At 72.2% G+C, this 19,188-nt stretch carries 18 protein-coding genes and 1 pseudogene; 4 read left to right on the forward strand and 15 right to left on the reverse strand.

Annotated elements, in window-relative coordinates:
- Positions 1-488 precede the first annotated feature (488 nt).
- The 4 genes from ACIRF9_RS10340 to ACIRF9_RS10355 all read right to left on the reverse strand — a co-directional run bounded on the left by ACIRF9_RS10340 (position 489) and on the right by ACIRF9_RS10355 (position 4,754).
- The gene (locus ACIRF9_RS10340; protein WP_403818891.1) at positions 489-1,658 is read right to left on the reverse strand and encodes a lactate 2-monooxygenase; all 1,170 of its coding nucleotides are present in this window, start codon (positions 1,656-1,658) and stop codon (positions 489-491) included.
- 70 nt (positions 1,659-1,728) lie between these two features.
- Positions 1,729-2,424: an alpha/beta fold hydrolase gene (locus ACIRF9_RS10345; RefSeq protein ID WP_403818893.1), complete on the reverse strand. Its 696-nt coding sequence runs from the start codon at positions 2,422-2,424 to the stop codon at positions 1,729-1,731.
- On the reverse strand, positions 2,421-4,022 hold the full coding sequence (locus ACIRF9_RS10350; protein ID WP_403818895.1) for a purine-cytosine permease family protein: 1,602 nt from the start codon (positions 4,020-4,022) through the stop codon (positions 2,421-2,423). Before ACIRF9_RS10350 ends, ACIRF9_RS10345 begins: the two co-directional genes overlap by 4 nt.
- Positions 4,023-4,181: 159 nt before the next feature.
- Positions 4,182-4,754, reverse strand: a complete 573-nt coding sequence (locus ACIRF9_RS10355) for a hypothetical protein (protein ID WP_403818897.1) — start codon at positions 4,752-4,754, stop codon at positions 4,182-4,184.
- A 335-nt stretch (positions 4,755-5,089) separates the two neighbouring features.
- Between ACIRF9_RS10355 and ACIRF9_RS10360 the strand changes: the two genes are divergently transcribed.
- Positions 5,090-5,524: a protease inhibitor gene (locus ACIRF9_RS10360; protein WP_403818899.1), complete on the forward strand. Its 435-nt coding sequence runs from the start codon at positions 5,090-5,092 to the stop codon at positions 5,522-5,524.
- A 170-nt stretch (positions 5,525-5,694) separates the two neighbouring features.
- On the opposite strand, the gene ACIRF9_RS10365 is transcribed toward ACIRF9_RS10360, so the two are convergent.
- From ACIRF9_RS10365 to ACIRF9_RS10390, 6 genes are all read right to left on the reverse strand, one after another.
- Entirely contained in the window at positions 5,695-6,051 is a 357-nt protein-coding gene (locus tag ACIRF9_RS10365; RefSeq protein WP_403818901.1) for an STAS domain-containing protein, read from the reverse strand.
- 121 nt (positions 6,052-6,172) lie between these two features.
- Entirely contained in the window at positions 6,173-6,424 is a 252-nt protein-coding gene (locus ACIRF9_RS10370) for a CDGSH iron-sulfur domain-containing protein (RefSeq protein WP_403818903.1), read from the reverse strand.
- Positions 6,405-7,067, reverse strand: coding sequence for a HemK2/MTQ2 family protein methyltransferase (locus tag ACIRF9_RS10375; RefSeq protein WP_403819039.1), 663 nt, complete (start codon positions 7,065-7,067; stop codon positions 6,405-6,407). Before ACIRF9_RS10375 ends, ACIRF9_RS10370 begins: the two co-directional genes overlap by 20 nt.
- Positions 7,068-7,079: 12 nt before the next feature.
- Positions 7,080-8,084, reverse strand: a complete 1,005-nt coding sequence (locus tag ACIRF9_RS10380) for an iron-containing redox enzyme family protein (protein ID WP_403818905.1) — start codon at positions 8,082-8,084, stop codon at positions 7,080-7,082.
- A 39-nt stretch (positions 8,085-8,123) separates the two neighbouring features.
- Entirely contained in the window at positions 8,124-8,300 is a 177-nt protein-coding gene (locus ACIRF9_RS10385) for a hypothetical protein (RefSeq protein WP_403818907.1), read from the reverse strand.
- A 36-nt stretch (positions 8,301-8,336) separates the two neighbouring features.
- Entirely contained in the window at positions 8,337-9,341 is a 1,005-nt protein-coding gene (locus ACIRF9_RS10390; RefSeq protein WP_403818909.1) for a Ppx/GppA family phosphatase, read from the reverse strand.
- A 123-nt stretch (positions 9,342-9,464) separates the two neighbouring features.
- Here ACIRF9_RS10390 and ACIRF9_RS10395 point away from each other — a divergent pair.
- Together ACIRF9_RS10395 and ACIRF9_RS10400 are read left to right on the forward strand one after the other, a co-directional pair.
- Positions 9,465-9,773 (forward strand): annotated as a pseudogene (locus ACIRF9_RS10395) (VOC family protein); the annotation flags it as partial.
- Positions 9,774-9,833: 60 nt separating this feature from the next.
- A complete protein-coding gene (locus ACIRF9_RS10400; RefSeq protein ID WP_403819041.1) occupies positions 9,834-10,376 on the forward strand; it encodes an SRPBCC family protein in 543 nt (180 codons plus the stop codon).
- Here ACIRF9_RS10400 and ACIRF9_RS10405 read toward each other — a convergent pair.
- The 5 genes from ACIRF9_RS10405 to ACIRF9_RS10425 all read right to left on the reverse strand — a co-directional run bounded on the left by ACIRF9_RS10405 (position 10,367) and on the right by ACIRF9_RS10425 (position 17,439).
- A complete protein-coding gene (locus tag ACIRF9_RS10405; RefSeq protein WP_403818911.1) occupies positions 10,367-13,192 on the reverse strand; it encodes an NHLP bacteriocin export ABC transporter permease/ATPase subunit in 2,826 nt (941 codons plus the stop codon). The two genes, ACIRF9_RS10400 and ACIRF9_RS10405, sit on opposite strands and share 10 nt — an antisense overlap.
- Position 13,193: 1 nt before the next feature.
- Positions 13,194-15,416: an NHLP family bacteriocin export ABC transporter peptidase/permease/ATPase subunit gene (locus ACIRF9_RS10410; protein ID WP_403818913.1), complete on the reverse strand. Its 2,223-nt coding sequence runs from the start codon at positions 15,414-15,416 to the stop codon at positions 13,194-13,196.
- Positions 15,413-16,219 (reverse strand): HlyD family efflux transporter periplasmic adaptor subunit, encoded by an 807-nt coding sequence (locus tag ACIRF9_RS10415; protein ID WP_403818915.1) that lies wholly within the window; start codon positions 16,217-16,219, stop codon positions 15,413-15,415. Before ACIRF9_RS10415 ends, ACIRF9_RS10410 begins: the two co-directional genes overlap by 4 nt.
- Before the next feature lie 85 nt (positions 16,220-16,304).
- Entirely contained in the window at positions 16,305-16,520 is a 216-nt protein-coding gene (locus ACIRF9_RS10420; RefSeq protein WP_403818917.1) for a type A2 lantipeptide, read from the reverse strand.
- A 505-nt stretch (positions 16,521-17,025) separates the two neighbouring features.
- Positions 17,026-17,439, reverse strand: a complete 414-nt coding sequence (locus ACIRF9_RS10425) for a PaaI family thioesterase (RefSeq protein WP_403818918.1) — start codon at positions 17,437-17,439, stop codon at positions 17,026-17,028.
- Between the two features lie 211 nt (positions 17,440-17,650).
- On the opposite strand from ACIRF9_RS10425, the gene ACIRF9_RS10430 reads away from it, so the two are divergent.
- Positions 17,651-19,156, forward strand: coding sequence for a S1 family peptidase (locus ACIRF9_RS10430; protein WP_403818919.1), 1,506 nt, complete (start codon positions 17,651-17,653; stop codon positions 19,154-19,156).
- The last annotated feature ends 32 nt before the right edge of the window (positions 19,157-19,188 follow it).

Raw genomic sequence — 19,188 nt, forward strand, 5'->3', positions numbered from 1 at the left:
GGGCGGGGCGGTCTGAGCCACGATCGCGGATGGGACGCTCCGGGGCCGGACAGGCGCCCGGCGACCGGGGGCGGCTGATGCCGCCAGGTCGCTCGGGGCCGGGGCGGATGCGCCGGGTTTTCCGGGCTCGGCCCCGTGTCCGGCCGCTTTGCCCGGTGAGCCGAGCGGGCCGGAGCTGATGGCCCGGCGGGGCCGGACAGGCGCCCGGCGACCGGGGGCGGCTGATGCCGCCAGGTCGCTCGGGGCCGGGGCGGATGCGCCGGGTTTTCCGGGCTCGGCCCCGTGTCCGGCCGCTTTGCCCGGTGAGCCGAGCGGGCCGGAGCTGATGGCCCGGCGGGCGGCTCGGCGGGTTTTCTGGGCTCGGCCGCTTCAGAGGCGGTCGCCTCGGGCTGAGGGGTGCGAGTCGGTGTGGACGGTCCGCCGTAGGGCTCGGGCCGCTCGCGGCGTTCGGCTGCCTCGGGCGGAGGCGTGGCCGCGACCGTCGAGGCTCAGTCCGCGTTCTCCGTGAGGTCCGTCGGGGCGATGGTCTTCGGGGTGGCGTGGCCCGACAGGGCCAGGGTGAGGTCGAGTTCGGCGAGGAGGCAGCGGATGACGTGTTCGACGCCGGGCTGTCCGTCCAGGCCGAGGCCGTAGACGTAGGGGCGGCCCAGGAGGACCGCCTCGGCACCGAGGGCGAGGGCCTTGAAGACGTCGTCGCCGGTGCGGATGCCGCTGTCGAACAGGACGGTCAGCCGGTCGCCGACCGCCCGCGCGACCCGGGGCAGCGCGTCGGCGGCGGCGACCGAACCGGCCACCTGCCGGCCGCCGTGGTTGGAGACCACCACGCCGTCCATCCCGGCGTCGGCGGCGAGCCGGGCGTCGTCCGGGTGCAGGATGCCCTTGAGGACGATCGGGCCGTCCCAGTGCTCGCGCAGGAACGCCAGGTCCGGCCAGGTCTTCCCGGGGTCCGCGAACAGGCTGATGAAATGCAGGACCGCCGCGTTCGGATCCTCGTGCGCCGGTTTCGCCAGGCCCGCCTGGAAGGCCGGGTCCGAGAAGTAGTTGGCGGTGCCCACGCCGTGCAGGAACGGCAGATACGCCTGGTCGAGGTCGCGCGGCCGCCAGGCCATGAGGGGGGTGTCGAGGGTGACGACGAGCACCGTGAAGCCGCTCGCCCTCGCCCGGTCCAGGAAACTCCGGGTCACCTCGCGGTCCTTGGACCAGTACAGCTGGAACCAGCGCTCCGCGTCCCCCATCGCCTCGGCCACCTGCTCGATCGGCGTGCTCGAGGCGGAGGACAGGATGTACGGCACTCCCTGCGCGGCCGCCGCCCGGGCCGCCGCGGACTCGGCCTCCGGATGCATGATCGACAGCACCCCGACCGGCGCCAGGGCCAGCGGTGCGGGCAGGGAGCGGCCCAGCACCTCCACCGACAGGTCCCGCTCGTGCACGTCCCGCAGCATGCGCGGCACGATCCGGCGGCGCTCCAGGGCCGCCCGGTTCGCCCGCGCCGTACTCCCGTCGCCCGCGCTGCCCGCCACATAGCCCACGGGACCCGGCCCGAGCCGGCGCTCGGTCAGCTCCTCCAGCCGGGACAGGTCGGTGGGCAGACGGGGGACCTGCCCCGTCATCCCGTTCAGATAGATCTCGTACTGGAAGTCAGCCCAGTGCTTCGGCATCCGCCCCTACCGCCTCTCGTCGTCGAGCCCGCGTGCACGGCGACGATACCGGCGGGTAGTAAGAAGAGGGCTAGTGATCGGCGGCGGACTCGTGCAGGATCCTGGCCAGTTCGCGTGGCTGCGAGAACATCGGCCAGTGGCCGGTGTCCAGTTCCACCAGCTGCCAGTTCCCGCGCTCGAGCAGCTCGGCCACGGCGGGCGGCGGCGCGTCCCCGTCGAGCAGGCACTTGACGTACGTCGACGGCAGGTCGCCCGGCGAACCCTTCAGCACCGCCGGCTCGGTGAGCGAGGCGCCCGGGTGCGGGGTGCCCCCGGACAGCATCCGGGCGATCTGCCCGTCGGTCATGCCCTGGCCCGCGTAGTCGTCCGCGTCGAGCGGCGGCCACCAGCCGCCGTGCTCCTCGATCGACGCGCGGACGTGGTCGCTGGGCCAGCCCGACAGGAAGGACTCCCCGTCGAAGGGCACGTTCGCGTCGACGTACACCACCCTTCTCAGCCGGTCGCCGATCCGCTCCGCCGCCTGTCCGACCGGGACGCCGGAGTAGCTGTGCCCGACCAGGACGACGTCCCGCAGGTCCAGCCGCTCGACCTCGTCGACGACGTCCTGGACGTGCGTCCGCTGTCCCGCCGGGGTCCCCCGCTTGTCGGCGAGTCCCGTCAGGGTGAGCGGGTGGGCGTCGTGCCCGGCGGCGCGCAGCCCGGCCGCCACCTCGTCCCACGCCCACGCACCCAGCCAGGCACCCGCCACCAGCACGAAATGAGTCATGCCTTCAACGTAGCCGCCGGGTCTGACAACGCCCCCGCGTCAACGTCCGCACCCGGACCGGTGATCGGCGGAACCGGCACCTCCACGGTCCGGGCCAGCCGGGCCCCCTCGGGCCCGTACGCAGCCCTGGGCTCGGGGAACAGCCGCAGCAGCGCGAGGTAGAGCACCGCGGCGACGGCCAGGGACAGCGGCAGGCTGATGTCGATGCCGTTCGCCAGATCGCCCAGCGGGCCGACGAACTGCCCCGGGATGTTCGTGAACAGCACACCGAGCAGGGCCGACACCCACCAGGCGGTCATGCCCCGCCAGTTCCAGCCGTGCGCGAACCAGTACCGGCCGCCGCGCTGACGGCGGTTGAAGACCTGCAGGGCGTCCGGGTCGTACCAGCCGCGCCGGGTGTAGAAGCCGAGCATCATCACGACCATCCACGGAGTGGTGCAGGTGATGATCATCGTGGCGAAGGTGGAGATCGACTGGACCAGGTCCAGGCCGAACCGGCCGATGAAGATGAACGCGATCGACAGCACACCGACCAGCACCGTCGCCTGCACCCGCGACAGGCGGGGGAACACCGAGGAGAAGTCCAGGCCGGTGCCGTAGAGCGAGGTCGTGCCCGTCGACATGCCGCCGATCAGCGCCAGCAGGCACACCGGCAGGAAGAACCAGCTCGGCGAGATCGCCAGCAGCCCGCCCACGAAGTCGGGGGCGGCCGGGTCGACGTACTCCGGGGCCTTGGCGGCGATGATGCTCGCCGTCGCCAGACCGAAGACGAACGGCAGCAGCGTCGCCAGCTGGGACAGGAACGCGGCGCCGATCACCCTGCGGCGCGGGGTGGCCGCCGGGATGTAGCGCGACCAGTCGCCCAGGAACGCGCCGAACGACACCGGGTTGGACAGCACGATCAGCGCGGCGCCGATGAAGGAGGGCCAGAACAGGGACTGGGTCGCCGCGTCGGCGGAGTCGGTGAAGACACCGGCGTACGAGGCGTCGAAGTCTCCGGCGAAGGCGATCGCGCCGAGCAGGAACAGCACGGTCGCCGAGGTCACCGCGACCTTGTTGACGAACAGCATGAACCGGAAGCCGTACACGCACACCGCGAGCACCAGCCCCGCGAACAGCGCGTACGCCACCCCGTAGGTGAGGTTGCTGCGGGAGAGGCCGAAGAGCCGGTGCGCGCCGCCCACCAGGGCGTCGCCGGAGCTCCACACGGAGATCGAGAAGAAGGCGATCGCGGTCAGCAGGGACAGGAAGGAGCCGACCACGCGGCCGTGCACGCCCAGGTGCGCGGACGAGGAGACCGCGTTGTTCGTGCCGTTGACCGGGCCGAACACCGCCATCGGGCACAGGATCAGCGCGCCGGTGACCACGCCCAGGAGGGTCGCGGCGAGGCCCTGCCAGAAGGAGAGGCCGAAGAGGATCGGGAAGGCGCCGAGGACACAGGTGGAGAAGGTGTTCGCGCCGCCGAAGGCGAGCCGGAACAGGTCGAACGGTGTCGCGGTGCGCTCGGCGTCGGGGATGCGGTCCACGCCGTGGGTCTCGACCTCGGTGAGGGAGGGAGGCGGCGTGGCGGGGGAGTTCTCGGGGGACGGCGGGGTCACGGGGGCTCCAGCAGCGGGCGGTCGACGGTGGAGCGCGGGGTGGCGCGGCGGGGGACCGGACGCCGTCGCTGCCGCGGGGTGGGCGACGCGGGCGGATGCCGTCCGGGACGGGGTCTGCCGACCGTACGGGGCGCGGCAAGACCCCGACCAGTGGGCGGATCATCCTTCTTCCGTGTCCTGAGTGGATGAATCATCCTGTGGGGCCGCTGCGTCCGTGTCCGGCCCTTGGGCTCGCACCCGCTGTACGTGCTCAAGGGACTCCCGCAGTTCCGTGAGCCAGTCGTCGGTGTGCCGCTGGACCAGCCGGACGCACCAGGCGAGGGCGTCGCTGCGGCTGCGGGCCACACCGCCGGCGATCAGGGTGTCCAGCACCTGGCGCTCGGGCTGCCGCAGCCGGGTCATGACCGGCGCGGCCACGTGGGTGAACAGCGCGCGCTGCCCGTCGCACACCACACCCCAGGACACCTTCCGGCGGAAGCGGTGCTCGGCGTCCCGGGCCACGGCCATCCGGGCCTCCCGGGTGCGCTCCCGGAACTCCTGGATCCGGGCGGTGACGGCCGCCTCCCGCTCGGCGGCCGGGGCGTCCTCGGCCAGCTTCGGCGCGGGTACGCGACCGATCACGGTGATCTCCTCGCGGTCCACCGCGACCTCGACGAGTTCCTCGAACAGGTCGTCGGGCAACCGCCCGGCGAACCAGCCCCTCAGCTTGTCTCTCTGCTCCGAAGTAATCATGTAATGACGATTACTCCGCTGGTCCATGAACACAAGGGGTCGCGAAGGGGTCAGCCGAGAGCGGAAAGAGGGCAGGAGCGGAATGTTTCAGGCCGATTAACGAACCCATCAAAACCGGCCATCTGGCCGAGGGAGGGGATCATGAAGCGCTTGCTTCCGGGCTTGGAACGTTCGAACTCCGTGACTTCACGCCACTGATTCAATACGCAAGGTTACTGAAACCAGTGGGGTCGATGTGAGATTCGGCGGCGGACTCGGCAGACTCGCGATCGCCGCGTTCGGCTCCGATCGTGCCGGCGCGGCACACCCCCGAATCGAGCGGAAGGATGCACACAATGCGGAACACCGCGCGCTGGGCGGCGACCCTCGGCCTCACGGCCGCCACCGTCTGCGCACCCCTGACCGGGGCCGCGCTCGCCGCCCCGGCCGCAGCACCGGCCTCGCTCTACGCCCCGTCGGCCCTGGTGCTCACCCTGGGCCACGGCGAGAGCGCCGCCACCGTGGGCGCCGCCCGGGCGGTCACCCTGAGCTGTGCGCCCGGTCCCTCCGGCACCCATCCCGCGGCCGCCCTGGCCTGTGCGGAACTGCGTGCCGCCGGAGGCGACCTCGACGCCCTGGCCGGCCCGGGTGACGCCTTCTGCACCAAGCAGTACGACCCCGTCGTCGTCACCGTCGACGGTGTCTGGCAGGGCAAGCGCGTCTCCTTCGAGCGCACCTTCGCCAACGAGTGCGTGAAGAACGCTGCCGGGAGCAGCCTCTTCACCTTCTGAGACCGGGATCGCGTGACTCCCGTGGACGCCGCGACAGGCCTGTGACGTGGGGAGTACGGGCCACTGACACGGGGCGACCGCGATCTCGCAACCCAGGGGCCGGACGGGCGGAGTGGGGCCGCCCGCCGGCCCCTGGGGTCACTGGCCCCTGGGGTCACTGGCCCCCGGGGTCACTCGGTACGGTCCGGGACGCCGTCGGGGATCGAGTCGAGCGGTGGAAAACGGCCCAGCAAGCCCGTCGCGCCGAGCAGTCGGCGCAGGTACGGCTGGTCGCTGACGACCCGCAGCCGTCCGCCGGCCCGCACCGCCCGCTCCTGGGCCCGGCACAGCACCCGCAGACCCGAACAGTCGAAGAACTCCACAGCGCGCAGGTCGACCAGCACGTCCGGGGCCGGCACGGACGTCGCCGCGTCCAGATGGTCGGCGACGAGGCCCGCCGTCGCCAGGTCGATCTCGCCCGCCACCTCCACCACGGTGAACGGGCCGCTGACACGAGTACGCGCGTGCGGGTTGGCCGGTGGCGTCATGTTCGTTCCACCTCGGCAGGTGCTGCTGTCGGAGCCGGTAGCTACCCCGGCGGGGCCCACAGCATCCCTGAGCGGCCGGACGCAAGATCTAGTTCACTCGTCCCGGTGAATTTCAGGCGGATCACTTGTCTTCCGGGCTTCGATTGTCTTCCGGGCTTCGAGGCTTTCGGGCCTTGGGGCGGGAGTCCCGATGGCTCGTGTCGCACCAGGGGTAGCGGCGGCTGCGCCGGCAGGTGCACAGGGCGACCTGGAAGCGGTCGGACCTGACCGTCGTCCCGTCCTCGAGTTCCACCTCCACCGGGCCCTCGACGAGCAGCGGCCCCCGGCGCCGGACCCTGATCCGGCGGGGCCTGTCAGCAGGGGAGTTCGGCACGGACGACCACCAGTTCCTCGTTCTCCTCGTGGGCGGACAACAGCCCCCGGCCCCGCAGCCACGCCTCCCGGGCGCGCAGCACCGGCCCGAAGGGGATGCGGCGCCGCCGTGTCACCGAGGCCTTCAGACCCGATGCGCGCAGGAAGGCCAGCGTGCTCCCGGGATCGCTGAGCGCGGAGTGGACGAGCAGCAGCACCCCGCCCGGCCGCAGCAGCCCGGGCGCCTCGCGGCAGATCCGGTCCAGCAGCAGACGGCCGTCCCCGCCCGCGTCCCAGGCCCGGGCCGTGCCGTACGGCATCCGGTCGCCGCCGGGCGCCGGCACGTACGGCGGGTTGCTCAGGATGAGGTCGAAGGACCGTCCGCGCACCGGGTCGAAGAGGTTCCCGCGCCGCACCCGCACCGGCAGCCGCTCCCGCCGGGCGTTCAGGCGCGCGGTCCACACGGCGCGCCACGACACGTCCACCGCCGTCACCCGTGTGCCGCGCCGGGCCGCCTCCAGGGCCAGCGCACCGGTCCCCGTCCCCAGATCGAGGACGTCCGAACCCGGCGTGAGCGGTTCCTCGGACAGCGCCCCCGCCAGCAGGGCGGTGTCCTCCTGAGGGGCGTACACGCCCGGTGGGACCAGTGGTTGCACGCCCCACAAGTACCCCGCCAATCACGAAATACCGATCTTTTCGGGCAGCGAGGTCCGCAGGGACGAGCGTCCCGCCCGCCAGGCGGTGAGCAGGTGGGCGCCGAGACGGTCCTCCAGCAGCCCCGTGGCGTCGATGCCGAACGCCACGTCGGGGGCGAGGTGCGGCTCCTCGGCGAGCAGCCCGCCGATGACGTCGTGGCGCACGACCTGCTCATGGACCGCGTCGGCCTCCACGTGCTCGTCGTAGAAGTACGCGGCGGCGGGCCCGGCGTCCGCGCGGCGCATCGCCTCGGCGAGGCGGCGGGAACCGGGGGAGGAGGTGATCTCGACGGAGGCGAAGTGGCCCACCAGGGCGCCCCGCAGGGAGCGGTGCAGACCGAACAGGGACATCAGGTTCACCGTGGCCAGGGTCTGCGCGCACGCGGCGTCGAGATAGTGGCCGTAGGCGGTCTCCAGGCCGAGGTCCGCCATCAGGTTCGCGAACAGGCGTGCGTGGACCCGGTCGGGGCGGCCGCCGCCGAACTCGTCGAACTCCACCGCCGCCATCCCCGCCTTGGCCCGCCCCCACAGCCGGGGCAGCACCCACGCGTGCGGGTCCGCCTCCTTGAGGTGGTAGAGGGAGCGCTGTGCCGCGTACTCGCGCAGCTGCCACCACTCGCCCTCGGCGGCCAGGAAATGGCTCACGCCCGAACCGTCCACGGGCTCGACGAGGAGCTCCGCGAGCGCGTCGTCCACGGTGTCGTGCGCGGGGGCGTCCTCGCGCAGCGCGGTAAGGAAGCGGTGCTCCAGCGCGGCACGGACCCGCAGCAGGCCGGGGTCCCACTCACGGTCGGGGGCCACACCGGCGAAACCCCGGTAGTGCAGCTCGTAGCAGAGGTACAGCGCCAGCTGCAGGTCGTCGCCGTACGCGGCGGCGGAGGCGACCGTCCCGGCGGGCGGGAGCGGGCCCGTGTCCCGCAGGTACGCCATGAGGGCCGCCGAGACCGGTCCCCGGGCGGCCGGCAGCCGCGGACCTTCGTGTGCCATGCGCGCCGGGTACCCCGGTGGCGCCGGGCCATCCGTCCCTCAGTCGTCGCCCCGGGACTCCTCCTGGGCCTCTCGGTTCGGGGTGATGGCCTCGGCGGCCTCACCCCGGCGGCGGCGCCGCTCGTCCTCGGGGTCGTCGGCGCGGGCCTCGGCGTCCTCTATCTCCCGCAGGACCTCTTCCAGCGCGGTCTCGGGGGGTGTGCGGTCCTCGGACATGGCTGACTCCTCTCGTCTCATGCCGTCGGGGTCGTCTCAGTGTCGCGCGACGCGCAGCGGCACCCGCCCCGGGGGCCCGGCCTCCTCGTCGTCGACCCGGGTGACCTCGGCCCACCAGGCCGCGCCCTCCTCGATGTGCCGCAGCATGACGCCCTCGCGGATCGCCCACGGGCAGACCGTGACCGTCCGCAGCCCGGTCAGCTTCATCGCCGTGTGCCCCACCACCGCACCGGCGAGGCTCTGCGCGGCGCGCGGCGCGGAGATGCCGGGCAGCCGGGCGCGTTCGGCGGCGGGCAGCGCGGCCAGCCGGTCGACCGCAGCGCCCAGGTCACGGCAGTGGAGGGTGCGTTCGACGAACGGGCCGTGCCGTCCGGGCAGGGCCCCGCACAGCCGGCCGAGCTGCTGGAACGTACGGGAGGTGGCCACCGCGGTGCGCGGGCCCTCCCAGCGGATCCGGGCGGCCACGTCCCGGAGCTGGTGGCGGACCCTGCGCCGCATCGCCCGGACGAGCTCCGGGGGCGGCGGGTCCTGGTCCGCGAAGAAGTCGTGGGTCAGCCGGCCGGCCCCGAGCGGCAGCGAGGCCACGAAGTCCGGCAGCCGGCCCCGGCCGAACGCCACCTCGAACGAGCCGCCGCCGATGTCCAGCAGCGCGAGCGGCCCCGACCGCCAGCCCATCCAGCGGCGGGCGCCGAGGAAGGTCAGCTCGGCCTCGACCTCGCCCGGCAGGGTGCACAGCGCCACCCCGGTACGGGCCCGGACCGCGCGCAGCACCTCCGGCCGGTTGGGGGCGGCGCGCACTACGGCGGTCGCGAAGGCCAGCGGGCCCGCCGCACCCCACCGGTCGGCGGTGCGGGCCGCCGCGGCGACCGCGGCCACCAGCCGTTCCACGGCCTCCCCGGGAATGGGTGCGCCCGGCCTGACCTGTTCGGACAGCCGCAGCCGCCACTTGGCCGTGTGCACCGGCAGCGGCACCCCGTCCTCCGCGTCCGCCACCACCAGCCGCACGGTGTTCGAGCCCACGTCCAGCACGCTGATTCTCATGGCCCGGCGCGTACCCAAAGCAACGCTCCCCTACGCTGAGCGACGCGTACGCGGTGGCGCACTTTCAGCGAAACGGCAAAGTTTCGTTAGGAAGGGGGCGGGACGGGCCGTAGCGTGGACTTCATGCCGGAACTCGCCGGAATCCATCATGTGAAGATCCCCGTCACCGACCTCGACCGGGCCCGCGACTGGTACGGCCGGGTGTTCGGCTTCAAGGTCACCCACGAGTTCCCGGACGCCGAGGGCGTGCTGCGCGGAGTCGGCGGCCCGGTCCCGGGACTCGGGGACACCCTGCTCGCCCTGCGGGTCAACCCGGAGGCGGCGCACGGCTGCCGGAACTTCGACCCGGTCAGCTTCGGGGTCCGCGACAGCGCCGCGGTCGAGGCATGGGCCGCCCATCTCGACGCGCTCGGCGTCCCGCACTCCCCGGTCATCGAGGCCACCCTCGGCCGGCTCCTGGTCTTCGACGACCCCGACGGGATCCAGCTGCACCTGTACAGCAGGGCGGAGCACGGCGCGGACCTCACGGGAACCCACGTGGTCCTGGACGACGGCCGCCCCGCCGTCCGCTTCGCCCGCACCTACGACCGCCCGCTCGGCGAGGTCTGGCAGCTGGTCACCGACTCCGCCGAACTGGCCCACTGGTTCCCCTCGCGGGTCGAGATGGAGCTGTGGCCCGGCGGTGCGATCGACTTCAGCGGCGATCCGAACATGCCGGCGTCGACGGGCCGGGTCCTCGCCGTGGACGTACCGCGCCACCTGTCCTACGCGTGGGGCGGCGACGAACTCCGCTTCGACCTGGTGGCGGAGGGCGACGGCCGCACCCGCCTCACCCTCACGAACGTCCTGGAGTCCGCCGACGCGGCCGCCCGCAACGCCGCCGGCTGGGAGGTCTGCCTGGCCGCCCTGGACGCCCGGGCCGAGGGCGGCGCACCGGCCCCGCCCGACGGCGGCACCCGGTCGTGGGAGGCGTACTACCGCGCCTGCGTCGAGGCGGGTTTCCCGTCCGGGGCGCCCGTGCCCGGTCAGGGCTGACTAGCCAGCTGCCGCCGCACCAGTTCGTGCAGCCGCCCGCCCGTGTCCGCGAGGAGCCGCGCGGGTGGGCCCTGCTGGGCGACCTTGCCGTTCTCCATCACCACGACCCGGTCGGCGTCCATCACCGTGGACAGGCGGTGCGCGATCACGACGCGGGTGGCGTTCAGCTTGCGGGTGCTCTCGATGACCGTGCGCTGGGTCTCGTTGTCGAGGGCGCTGGTCGCCTCGTCGAAGAAGAGGACGCGCGGCCGGCGGATCAGCGCCTGGGCGATCATCAGGCGCTGGCGCTGACCGCCGGAGACCGAGCCGCTGCCGGAGACGATGGTGTGCAGTCCCATCGGCATTCGCTTGATGTCCTCCGCGAGCCCCGCCAGCTCGGCCGCCGCCATCGCCTCCTGAGGCGTGTAGGCCTCGGTGCCGCAGATGACGTCCAGGATCGACCCGGTGAACGGCTGGGCGTGCTGGAGCACGACCCCGCACTGCCGGCGCACGGCCGACTGGTCGAGCGCGCCCAGGTCCTGGCCGTCGTACAGGACACTGCCCGAGACCGGCCTGTCGAAGCCGATGAGCAGGCGCAGCAGGGTCGACTTGCCGCAGCCGCTGGGGCCGACGATCGCCACGAACTCACCCGGCCGGACCTCGAAGCTGACGTCGTCGAGGACCAGGGGGCCGTCGTCGGAGTAGCGGAAGGACAGCCGACGGGCCTCCAGGGCGCCGGAGAGCGGGCCCGGCCGGGTGCTCGCCGTGCGGACCTCGGGGCTCGCCTCCAGCACCGGGCGGATCTCCTCGAACAGCGGCAGCGCCGCCACCGCCGACACGAAGGCGCCGGTCAGCGAGGTGACCGAGGTGAGCAGCATCGTCATCGACGTGTTGAAGGTGAGGAAGTCCGCCGCCGACAGCGCGCCCCGTGCCGGACCGGCCAGCAGCATGAACATCACCAGCGAGCACAGCGGCAGGTACACCGCCCCGAGCACCGTGTTCAGGTTCTTGATCCGGCCGAGCCGCTGCTGGAGCTCACGGCTGTGCGCGAACCGGTCCGCCCAGGCCGCGTACGCGTAGTTCTCGGCGGCCGCCACCCGCAGCTTCGGAAGCCCCCGCAGCGTCTGGAACGCCTGGTTGTTCAGCTTGTTGGAGAGCACCACCAGCCGCCGCTGCCAGCGCACCTGCCACAGCCCGAGCCCCAGGAAGACGGCCGCGATCACGACGAGCATCCCGATCGCGGCCAGCGCCATCGGGACGCTGTACCACAGGAGCAGCCCCAGGTTCATCGCGCCGATCGTCACCGACTGCGCCACCGAGGGACCGAGTCCCGCCAGCAGCCGGCGGATCGCGCTGATGCCCATGGCCGCACTGGCCAGTTCGCCCGTGGACCGCTCGGCGAAGAACTTCGTCGGCAGCCTCAACAGCCTGTCCCACACCGCCGGCTGGAGCGTCGCCTCGATCCGGCCCTCCAGCCGCAGGATGGTGAGGTTCTGCAGCAGCATGAACGCCGCCGCGACCACGCTGCTGACCATCACCGCCAGACACACCTGCACGATCAGCCCCTGCTGGGCCCTCGGCACGTACTCACCGAGCACCTTGCCCGTGGCGATCGGCACCAGAGCCCCGATCGCCACCGTCACCAGCCCGCTCACCAGCAGCTTCGACAGGTCGCCGCCGGTGCCGCGCATGCTGAACCGCAGCAGGCTCAGCGGGCTCGGCCTCCGGTCCGGCAACGGCCGGTAGAACATCACGGCCCGCGGCTCGAACTCCTCGGCGTTCGCCTTCTCCACCGGCGTCTCCCGCCCGGTCGCGGGGTGGACGGCGACATAGCCGCCGCGCCGCCACAGCAGCGCGACCGGCGCCCCGGACAGCGCCCGGTGGCCGACCAGCGGGCCCACGTCGTCCCGCCACCAGCGCCCGTCGAGCCGTACCGCGCGGGTGCGCACGCGGGAGGCGAGGGCCACCTGTTCGACCGGGTCGAGACGGTCGTTGCCGGCACCCATCTGCGCCGGCTCCACGAGCGAGATGCCGGCCGCCCCGGCGACCAGCTTGCAGGCGGCGAAGGTGGCGTCCGCGTCGGCCGACGTGGTGCGCTGCCCCGGCCCCCGGCCGATCGACGCGAGCAGCGTCCGGTCGGCCCGGGCGCGGACCGCCTCACCCGCCCTGATGCCGGCGGCGGTGCGCGTCTCGTGGGTGCGCTCCAGCTGCTCGATCCAGCGGTCCAGCGTGGTCAGCAGGCGGTACTGCTGGTCGACCATCGACTGCCACACCGCCGGGTCCATCAGCAGATCGGCGGCGGCCTCGGCGCCGTACAGCGAGCCGTACTGCACGCTGCCCGGCGGCACCTGCATCCAGAACACGTCGTCGTCGCTGACGTCGGCCGGTCTCTCGCCGGCCATCGGCGCCTGGAAGAGGACCGACAGGCCACGGCCGACGCCGAGGGCGAGCGCGTACTCCAGCGGGCTCGAAGCCGGCGGTACGTACTGGGGGTTGCCGTACTCGTCGTAGGACCAGGTCTGCGTCCCGGCGGGCTGGTACAGCTCGCGCAGGTCGATGCGGTGCACGACGCAGTCGCGCAACGGGCGGGCGACGAGGGTGTGCTGGGGTCCGGTGACCGGGCCCAACAGCAGCGCGCCCGCCTCCAGGCGGCCCAAGTGGTGCCAGTGGCCCTGCTGTTCGGCGTCGACCGCGAACAGGTCCAGCGCGCCGGACGCGACCAGCCAGAGCACCTGGGGGCCTTCCAGGTCGAGCCGGCCGAAGCCCGCGCAGTCGATGCGCGAGCCCATCGCCCCCAGCGCGGCGAGCACGTAGTCGCCTTCGTGTACGGCCGTCATCTCACCGCTCCCTGACCAGCGCCGCGTACGCCCCACCGCGTGCGACGAGCTCCTCGTGCCGCCCGCGCTCGACGATCGCGCCGTGCTGGAGGACCACGATCTCGTCGCTGTCGCGGACCGTGCTGAGCCGGTGGGCGATCACCACACAGGCGCAGCCGCGGCGGCGCAGGTTGTCCATGACGATCAGCTCGGTCTCCGCGTCCAGCGCGCTGGTCACCTCGTCCAGGACGAGGATGCTGGGCCGGCGCACCAACGCCCGGGCGATCTCCAGGCGCTGGCGCTGCCCGCCGGAGAAGTTGCGGCCGTCCTGCTCGACCCTGCTGTGGATGCCGCCCGGCCGGCGCATCACGACGTCGTACAGCGCCGCGTCCCGCAGCGCCTCGATCACGGCGTCGTCCGGGATGGACGGGTCCCACAGCGCCACGTTGTCGCGGACCGTGCCCTCGAAGAGGAACACCTCCTGGTCGACGAAGGAGACGGAGGCGGCCAGCGCCCCGCGCGGGATGTCCTCGAGACGCTGTCCGTCGATCCGGATCACGCCCTCCCAGGGCGTGTACAGGCCCGAGATCAGCCGGGAGACGGTCGACTTGCCGCTGCCCGAGCCGCCGACCAGCGCCACCTGCCGGCCCGGGCCGACCGTCAGGTCGAAGCCGGACAGCAGGGGCTTGTCCAGCGGGCTGTAGCCGAAGGTGATGTTCTGCAGCTCGACATGGCCCTGCAACCGACGCGTGGAGTCGGCGCCGCCGCGGCGGTCGTAGAGCGGGTCCGTGCGGAAGTTCTCCACGTCCTTGAGCCGGGCCACGTCCGCCGCGAAGTCCTGGATGCGGCCCGCCACGCCGTTCAGGCGGGTCAGCGGGGCGGTGAAACGGGCGACCAGGGCCTGGAAGGCGACCAGCAGGCCCACCGAGACATGGCCCTCGATCGCCCGCATCCCGCCGATCCACAGGATCAGCGCGCTGTTGAGCGTGGCGAGCGTGGGCGCGACCACGCCCAGCCAGGCGCTCGGCACCCCGAGCCGCTGCTGCTCCTCCAGCGTGGTCGCGTGCTGCCCGGCCCACTTGCGGAAGTACCCGTCCTCACCGCCGGTCGCCTTCATCGTCTCGATCAACTGCAGCCCGGTGTACGCCGTGTTGGTGAGCCGCGCGTTGTCCGCGCGCAGCTTCGCCGTACGGGTCGCGCGCAGCCGGATCACGATCCGCATGGCGACGATGTTCAGCAGCGCCACACCGATGCCGACGAACGTCAGCTGCGGGTCGTAGGTGTAGAGCAGGACGGCGTACAGGACGACGACGATCGCGTCCACGCCCGCCGACGCCAGGTCGCGGGCCAGGGTCTCGGCGACCGCGTCGTTCGACTGGAGGCGCTGCACCAGGTCGGCCGGGCTGCGCTGGGAGAAGAAGGTCACCGGCAGCCGCAGCAGATGGCGCAGGAAGCGGGCGCTGGAGAGGGTGGAGGAGATGATGCGGCCGTGGTGGAGGTTGGCCTGCTGGAGCCAGGTCAGGGCGACGGTCAGCAGGACACAGGTGCCCATGGACGCGAACAGCACCTCCAGCAGCGAGGTCTGACCGCCGATCAGGAACATGTCGATGTAGGTGCGGCTCAGCGCCGGGACGGCGGCACCGACCAGGACCAGCAGCAGGCTCGCCAGCACGGCGGCCGGCAGGGTGCCCGCGGTCCCGCGCAGCCGGGCCGGCATCGCGCCCAGCACCCCCGGCCTGCGGCCGCCCCTCTCGAAGCCGTCACCCGGCTCCAGCACGAGCACGACCCCGGTGAAGCTGCCGTCGAAGTCCTCCATCGGCACGAACCGCCGGCCCTTGCCGGGGTCGTTGATGAACACGCCCCGGCGGCCGAAGCGGCGGCCCATGCCGTCGTAGACGACGTAGTGGTTGAACTCCCAGAAGAGGATCGAGGGCGTGTTCACCTCGGCGAGGGCGGCCAGGTCCATCTGCATGCCCTTGGCCGTGAGGCCGTAACCGCGGGCCGCCTTCAGCAGGTTGCTCGCCCGTGAGCCGTCCCGCGAGACGCCGCACGCGATGCGCAGCTCCTCCAGCGGGACGTACCGGCCGTAGTGGCCGAGGACCATCGCGAGGGAGGCGGCGCCGCACTCCACGGCCTCCATCTGGAGCACGGTGGGGGTACGGACGGTCTTCACCCGGCTCTTGGGGACCGTGCGCCGGGGTGGCGCCGCTCGCCTGCGGCTGCGGGTCTGCTCGGCAGTGGTCACGGAAGCAGCCAATCGACGGGACGCTGGTCGGCCAGCCGGATCGAACCGGTGGCCATGGTCATGGAGGTCAGCCCGTAGGGCGGTCCGTCGGCGGACGACCACCGGTAACCGCTCTTGGTGGACGCCGACTTGTCCAGCTTCACCAGCACCGCGACCGGTCGCCCGTCCTGGGTGAACTGCTCGTCCAGCTGGCTGTCGCCGAGGAACGCGGCGATCTGCTGCGCCGACTGGGCCGTACGGTCCACCGACTTCACATGGCCGCGCAGCACGCCGTACTCCTGGGAGGGCACGGTCTGCACGGTCAGGTCGACCGCCGCGTCCTCGGGGATCGAGGCGGCGTTCTCCGCCGGGACGTACACCGTCGCGTAGAGCGGGTCGTCGGCGTCGGCGACCTTCTCGACGGCGGCGACGTTCGCGCCGGTGGAGATGATCTGTCCGATGGTGGCGGCGAGCGCGGTGATCCGGCCCGCGGCGACCGTCCGCACGACGGCCTCGCCCTCGGCCGTGCGCACCTTCAGCACGGGGGAGTCGGCGGGCAGCCGCTCGCCCTCCTTCGCGAGGACGGCGGTGACCTGCCCGGCCGCCGGGCTCTGCAGGATGTAACTGCCTTCGCCGTGGGTGAGGACGGCGGGCGCGCTCACCGTGGAGGCGACCGAACCGGTCACCGCCCACACGGACGCGGCCGCCATGACGACCACGGTCACGGACAGCACCAGCCAGCCCTGGGGGCGCGCGAAACGCACCGGCAGGTCGAGTTCCTCCGGTGACTGGAGCTTGGCGAGGGCCTGTTGGCGGAACTGCACGGACTTCTCTCGGGGGTTCGGGGACACCGACGAGTCCCGGAGCCGGGTGATGGCTCCGGGACTCAGAAGGTCACACCAGGTGCGATCAGAGACCGGCGACCAGGTTGGTGCCCGGGGCGGTGTTCAGACCGGTGACACCCTCGACGGTGCCCACGACCGTGTCGACCAGGCCGGAGACCGGGGCGACGCCGTCCACCAGGCCGGTGACGGTGCCGAGGGCGTTGAGGGACAGACCGCCGGAGACGTTGTCCAGCTCGGCGTCGGAGATCTCGACGGTCTCAACCTGGGGGGTGGAGTTCATGATGGAACTTCCCTTCACATGGATATCTCATAAGGGGGGAGCGGCCCCCTCTGGGGACAGACGACGGCCGCGACCGCGGGCCCGGGGCGCCCGTTTCCGGGAGCCGTTCGGCCCTGCGGTGCGATGGATCAAAGCAGGTCCACGGGCGGCACAGCCAATCAATCACCCGTCCTACCTGGGCACTTGCGTCACAGGAGCGTTAAACCGTGCAGGTGCGCCCACGACTTGTCGCCGACTCCTTCACACCTCGGGGCGGATTCGCTCGGATGAGCGGCGGGGGCCGTCGCGGCGAATCCGACACTCCTGCCCCAATGACGTGGACGGCGCCTCGGAGTTGTGCAGAATCCCCGCTTCCGGTGACCCGGTTGAGCAATCGATGTGCAGATTCTCTGAAGCGGGGATTCCGCTCACTGTCCGGAACGGCCGGTCGGTGAGTGGTTACCGTCGGTATTGATTCGGTGTGCTCGGCTCGGAGCCGGCGTGCTCGGCCCAGTGGCCGGCGTGTTCAGCCCAGCAGCGCGTAGACCGTGCTCGCGCGCGCCGCCAGCTCGCCCGTCCGTTCGGCCGTCATCGTGATGTCGGCGAACGCCATCCGGCGGCCCAGCTTGGTCAGGACCGCTTCGATCAGGACATCCGAATCGGCCACCGGCCGCTGGAACGAGGTCGACTGCTGCACCGTCGTCATCGGTACGAAGGCCCCCCGGGCAGCCGACACGGCGATCACGGTGGCCGTGTCCGCGGCCGCCATCAACGCCTGCCCCGACAGTCCTCCGCCCTCCCGCGCCAGCGCCTGCGACCAGGGCAGACGCAGCGTCGCGCGATCCTCCCCGAGGCTTTCTGTGAACAGGCCAAGTGCCAGGACCCACGGCGCGAAATTGCCGGAAAGGATCTTGTCGGCTTCAGTGGTCGTCATCGTCATATGGGCGATTGTTCCCCGTGCCGCTCGGTCGGATGCGGGTCATGGCCGACCCCGCCGCGAGTCATGGCCGATTCCGTGTTTCGCAAAGGAAGTTGGCAAACGCGATTGAACGCATCACGTGTCCCCCGCGTACCCATGGCCAACCAGGCGCCGCTGTACGGAGCTGCCGATCGCCGGCAGCCAGACCCCGTCCCCCAGGAGGTCGAGTTTTTTGAGTCACAAGCGAGTTACGAAGCGCAAGGCCATCATCGCGGTCGGTGGTGTCGCGGCGCTCGGAGCGGCGGCCATCCTCCTTCCCCAGGCCAATGCCTCCCAGGACGGCGGTTCCAACGACGCCGCCGCGGTGAAGACCCTCAAGGCGGGCGACGCCTCGGACCTCGCCGCGCAGCTCGAGAAGCTGCTCGGTGAAGCCTTCGCCGGCTCGTACTACGACTCCGAGGGCCAGCAGCTCGTCGTCAACGTCATCAACGTCGAGGGCGACGACATCAACATCGACGGCGACGAGAACCAGGTCATCGTGCAGGCCAAGAAGGCGGGCGCCAAGATCCGCCAGGTCGACAACAGCACGGACGAACTCGAGGCGGCCGCGGCGACGTTGAAGAAGGAGGCGACCATCCCGGGCACCGCCTGGGGCGTCGACCCCAAGACGAACAAGATCCTCGTCACCGCCGACTCCACCGTCACCGGCAACAAGTGGGACCAGCTGGAGTCCACCGTCCAGAGCCTCGGCTCGAACATGGCGACCATCCAGAAGTCGGCCGGCACCCTCAGCACCAAGGTCTCCGGCGGCGACGCCATCTTCGGCGGCGGGGCCCGTTGCTCCCTCGGCTTCAACGTCACCGCGGGTGACGGCTCCCCGGCCTTCCTGACGGCGGGTCACTGCGGGGTCGCGGCCGAGCAGTGGTCCGACTCCGAGGACGGCCAGCCCATCGCCACCGTCGACCAGGCGGTCTTCCCCGGCGAGGGCGACTTCGCACTCGTGAAGTACGACGACCCGAACACCGAGGCGCCGAGCGAGGTCAACGTCGGTCAGCAGACCGTCGCGATCAGCCAGGCCGCCGAGGCGACGGTCGGCACCCAGGTCTTCCGGATGGGCAGCACCACCGGCCTCAACGACGGCACGGTCCTCGCCCTGGACGCCACGGTCAACTACCCCGAGGGCACCGTCACCGGCCTCATCCAGACCGACGTCTGCGCCGAGCCCGGCGACAGCGGCGGCTCCCTGTTCACCCAGGACGGCCAGGCGATAGGCCTGACCTCGGGCGGCAGCGGTGACTGCACCGTCGGCGGCGAGACCTTCTTCCAGCCGGTGACCACCGCCCTGGAGGCGACCGGCGCGACCCTCGGCGACGGCGGCGGCGTCGGTGCCGACGACGGCGTCGGCGGCGAGGAAGCCGGTGCCGGTGCCGTGGACGAGAACGGTGACGGCATCGACGACAACACCGGCGAGGCCATCCAGGGTGGCGGCGACGCGGGTGCCGGTGCCGTGGACGAGAACGGCGATGGCATCGACGACAACACCGGCGAGGCCATCCAGGGTGGCGGCGACGCGGGTGCCGGTGCCGTGGACGAGAACGGTGACGGCATCGACGACAACACCGGCGAGGCCATCCAGGGCGGCGAGGAAGCGGGCAACGGCGCCGAGGACCAGAACGGCGCCGAGGAGCAGAACAACGAGGGTCTCGAGGGCGGTTCGGGCGTGAACGAGTCGCACTGACACCGCATCAGCACCAGCTGATCACCGGCACC

The organism is Streptomyces sp. NPDC096132, assembly GCF_044763345.1.
In the GTDB taxonomy this organism is placed as follows: Bacteria; Actinomycetota; Actinomycetes; order Streptomycetales; family Streptomycetaceae; genus Streptomyces.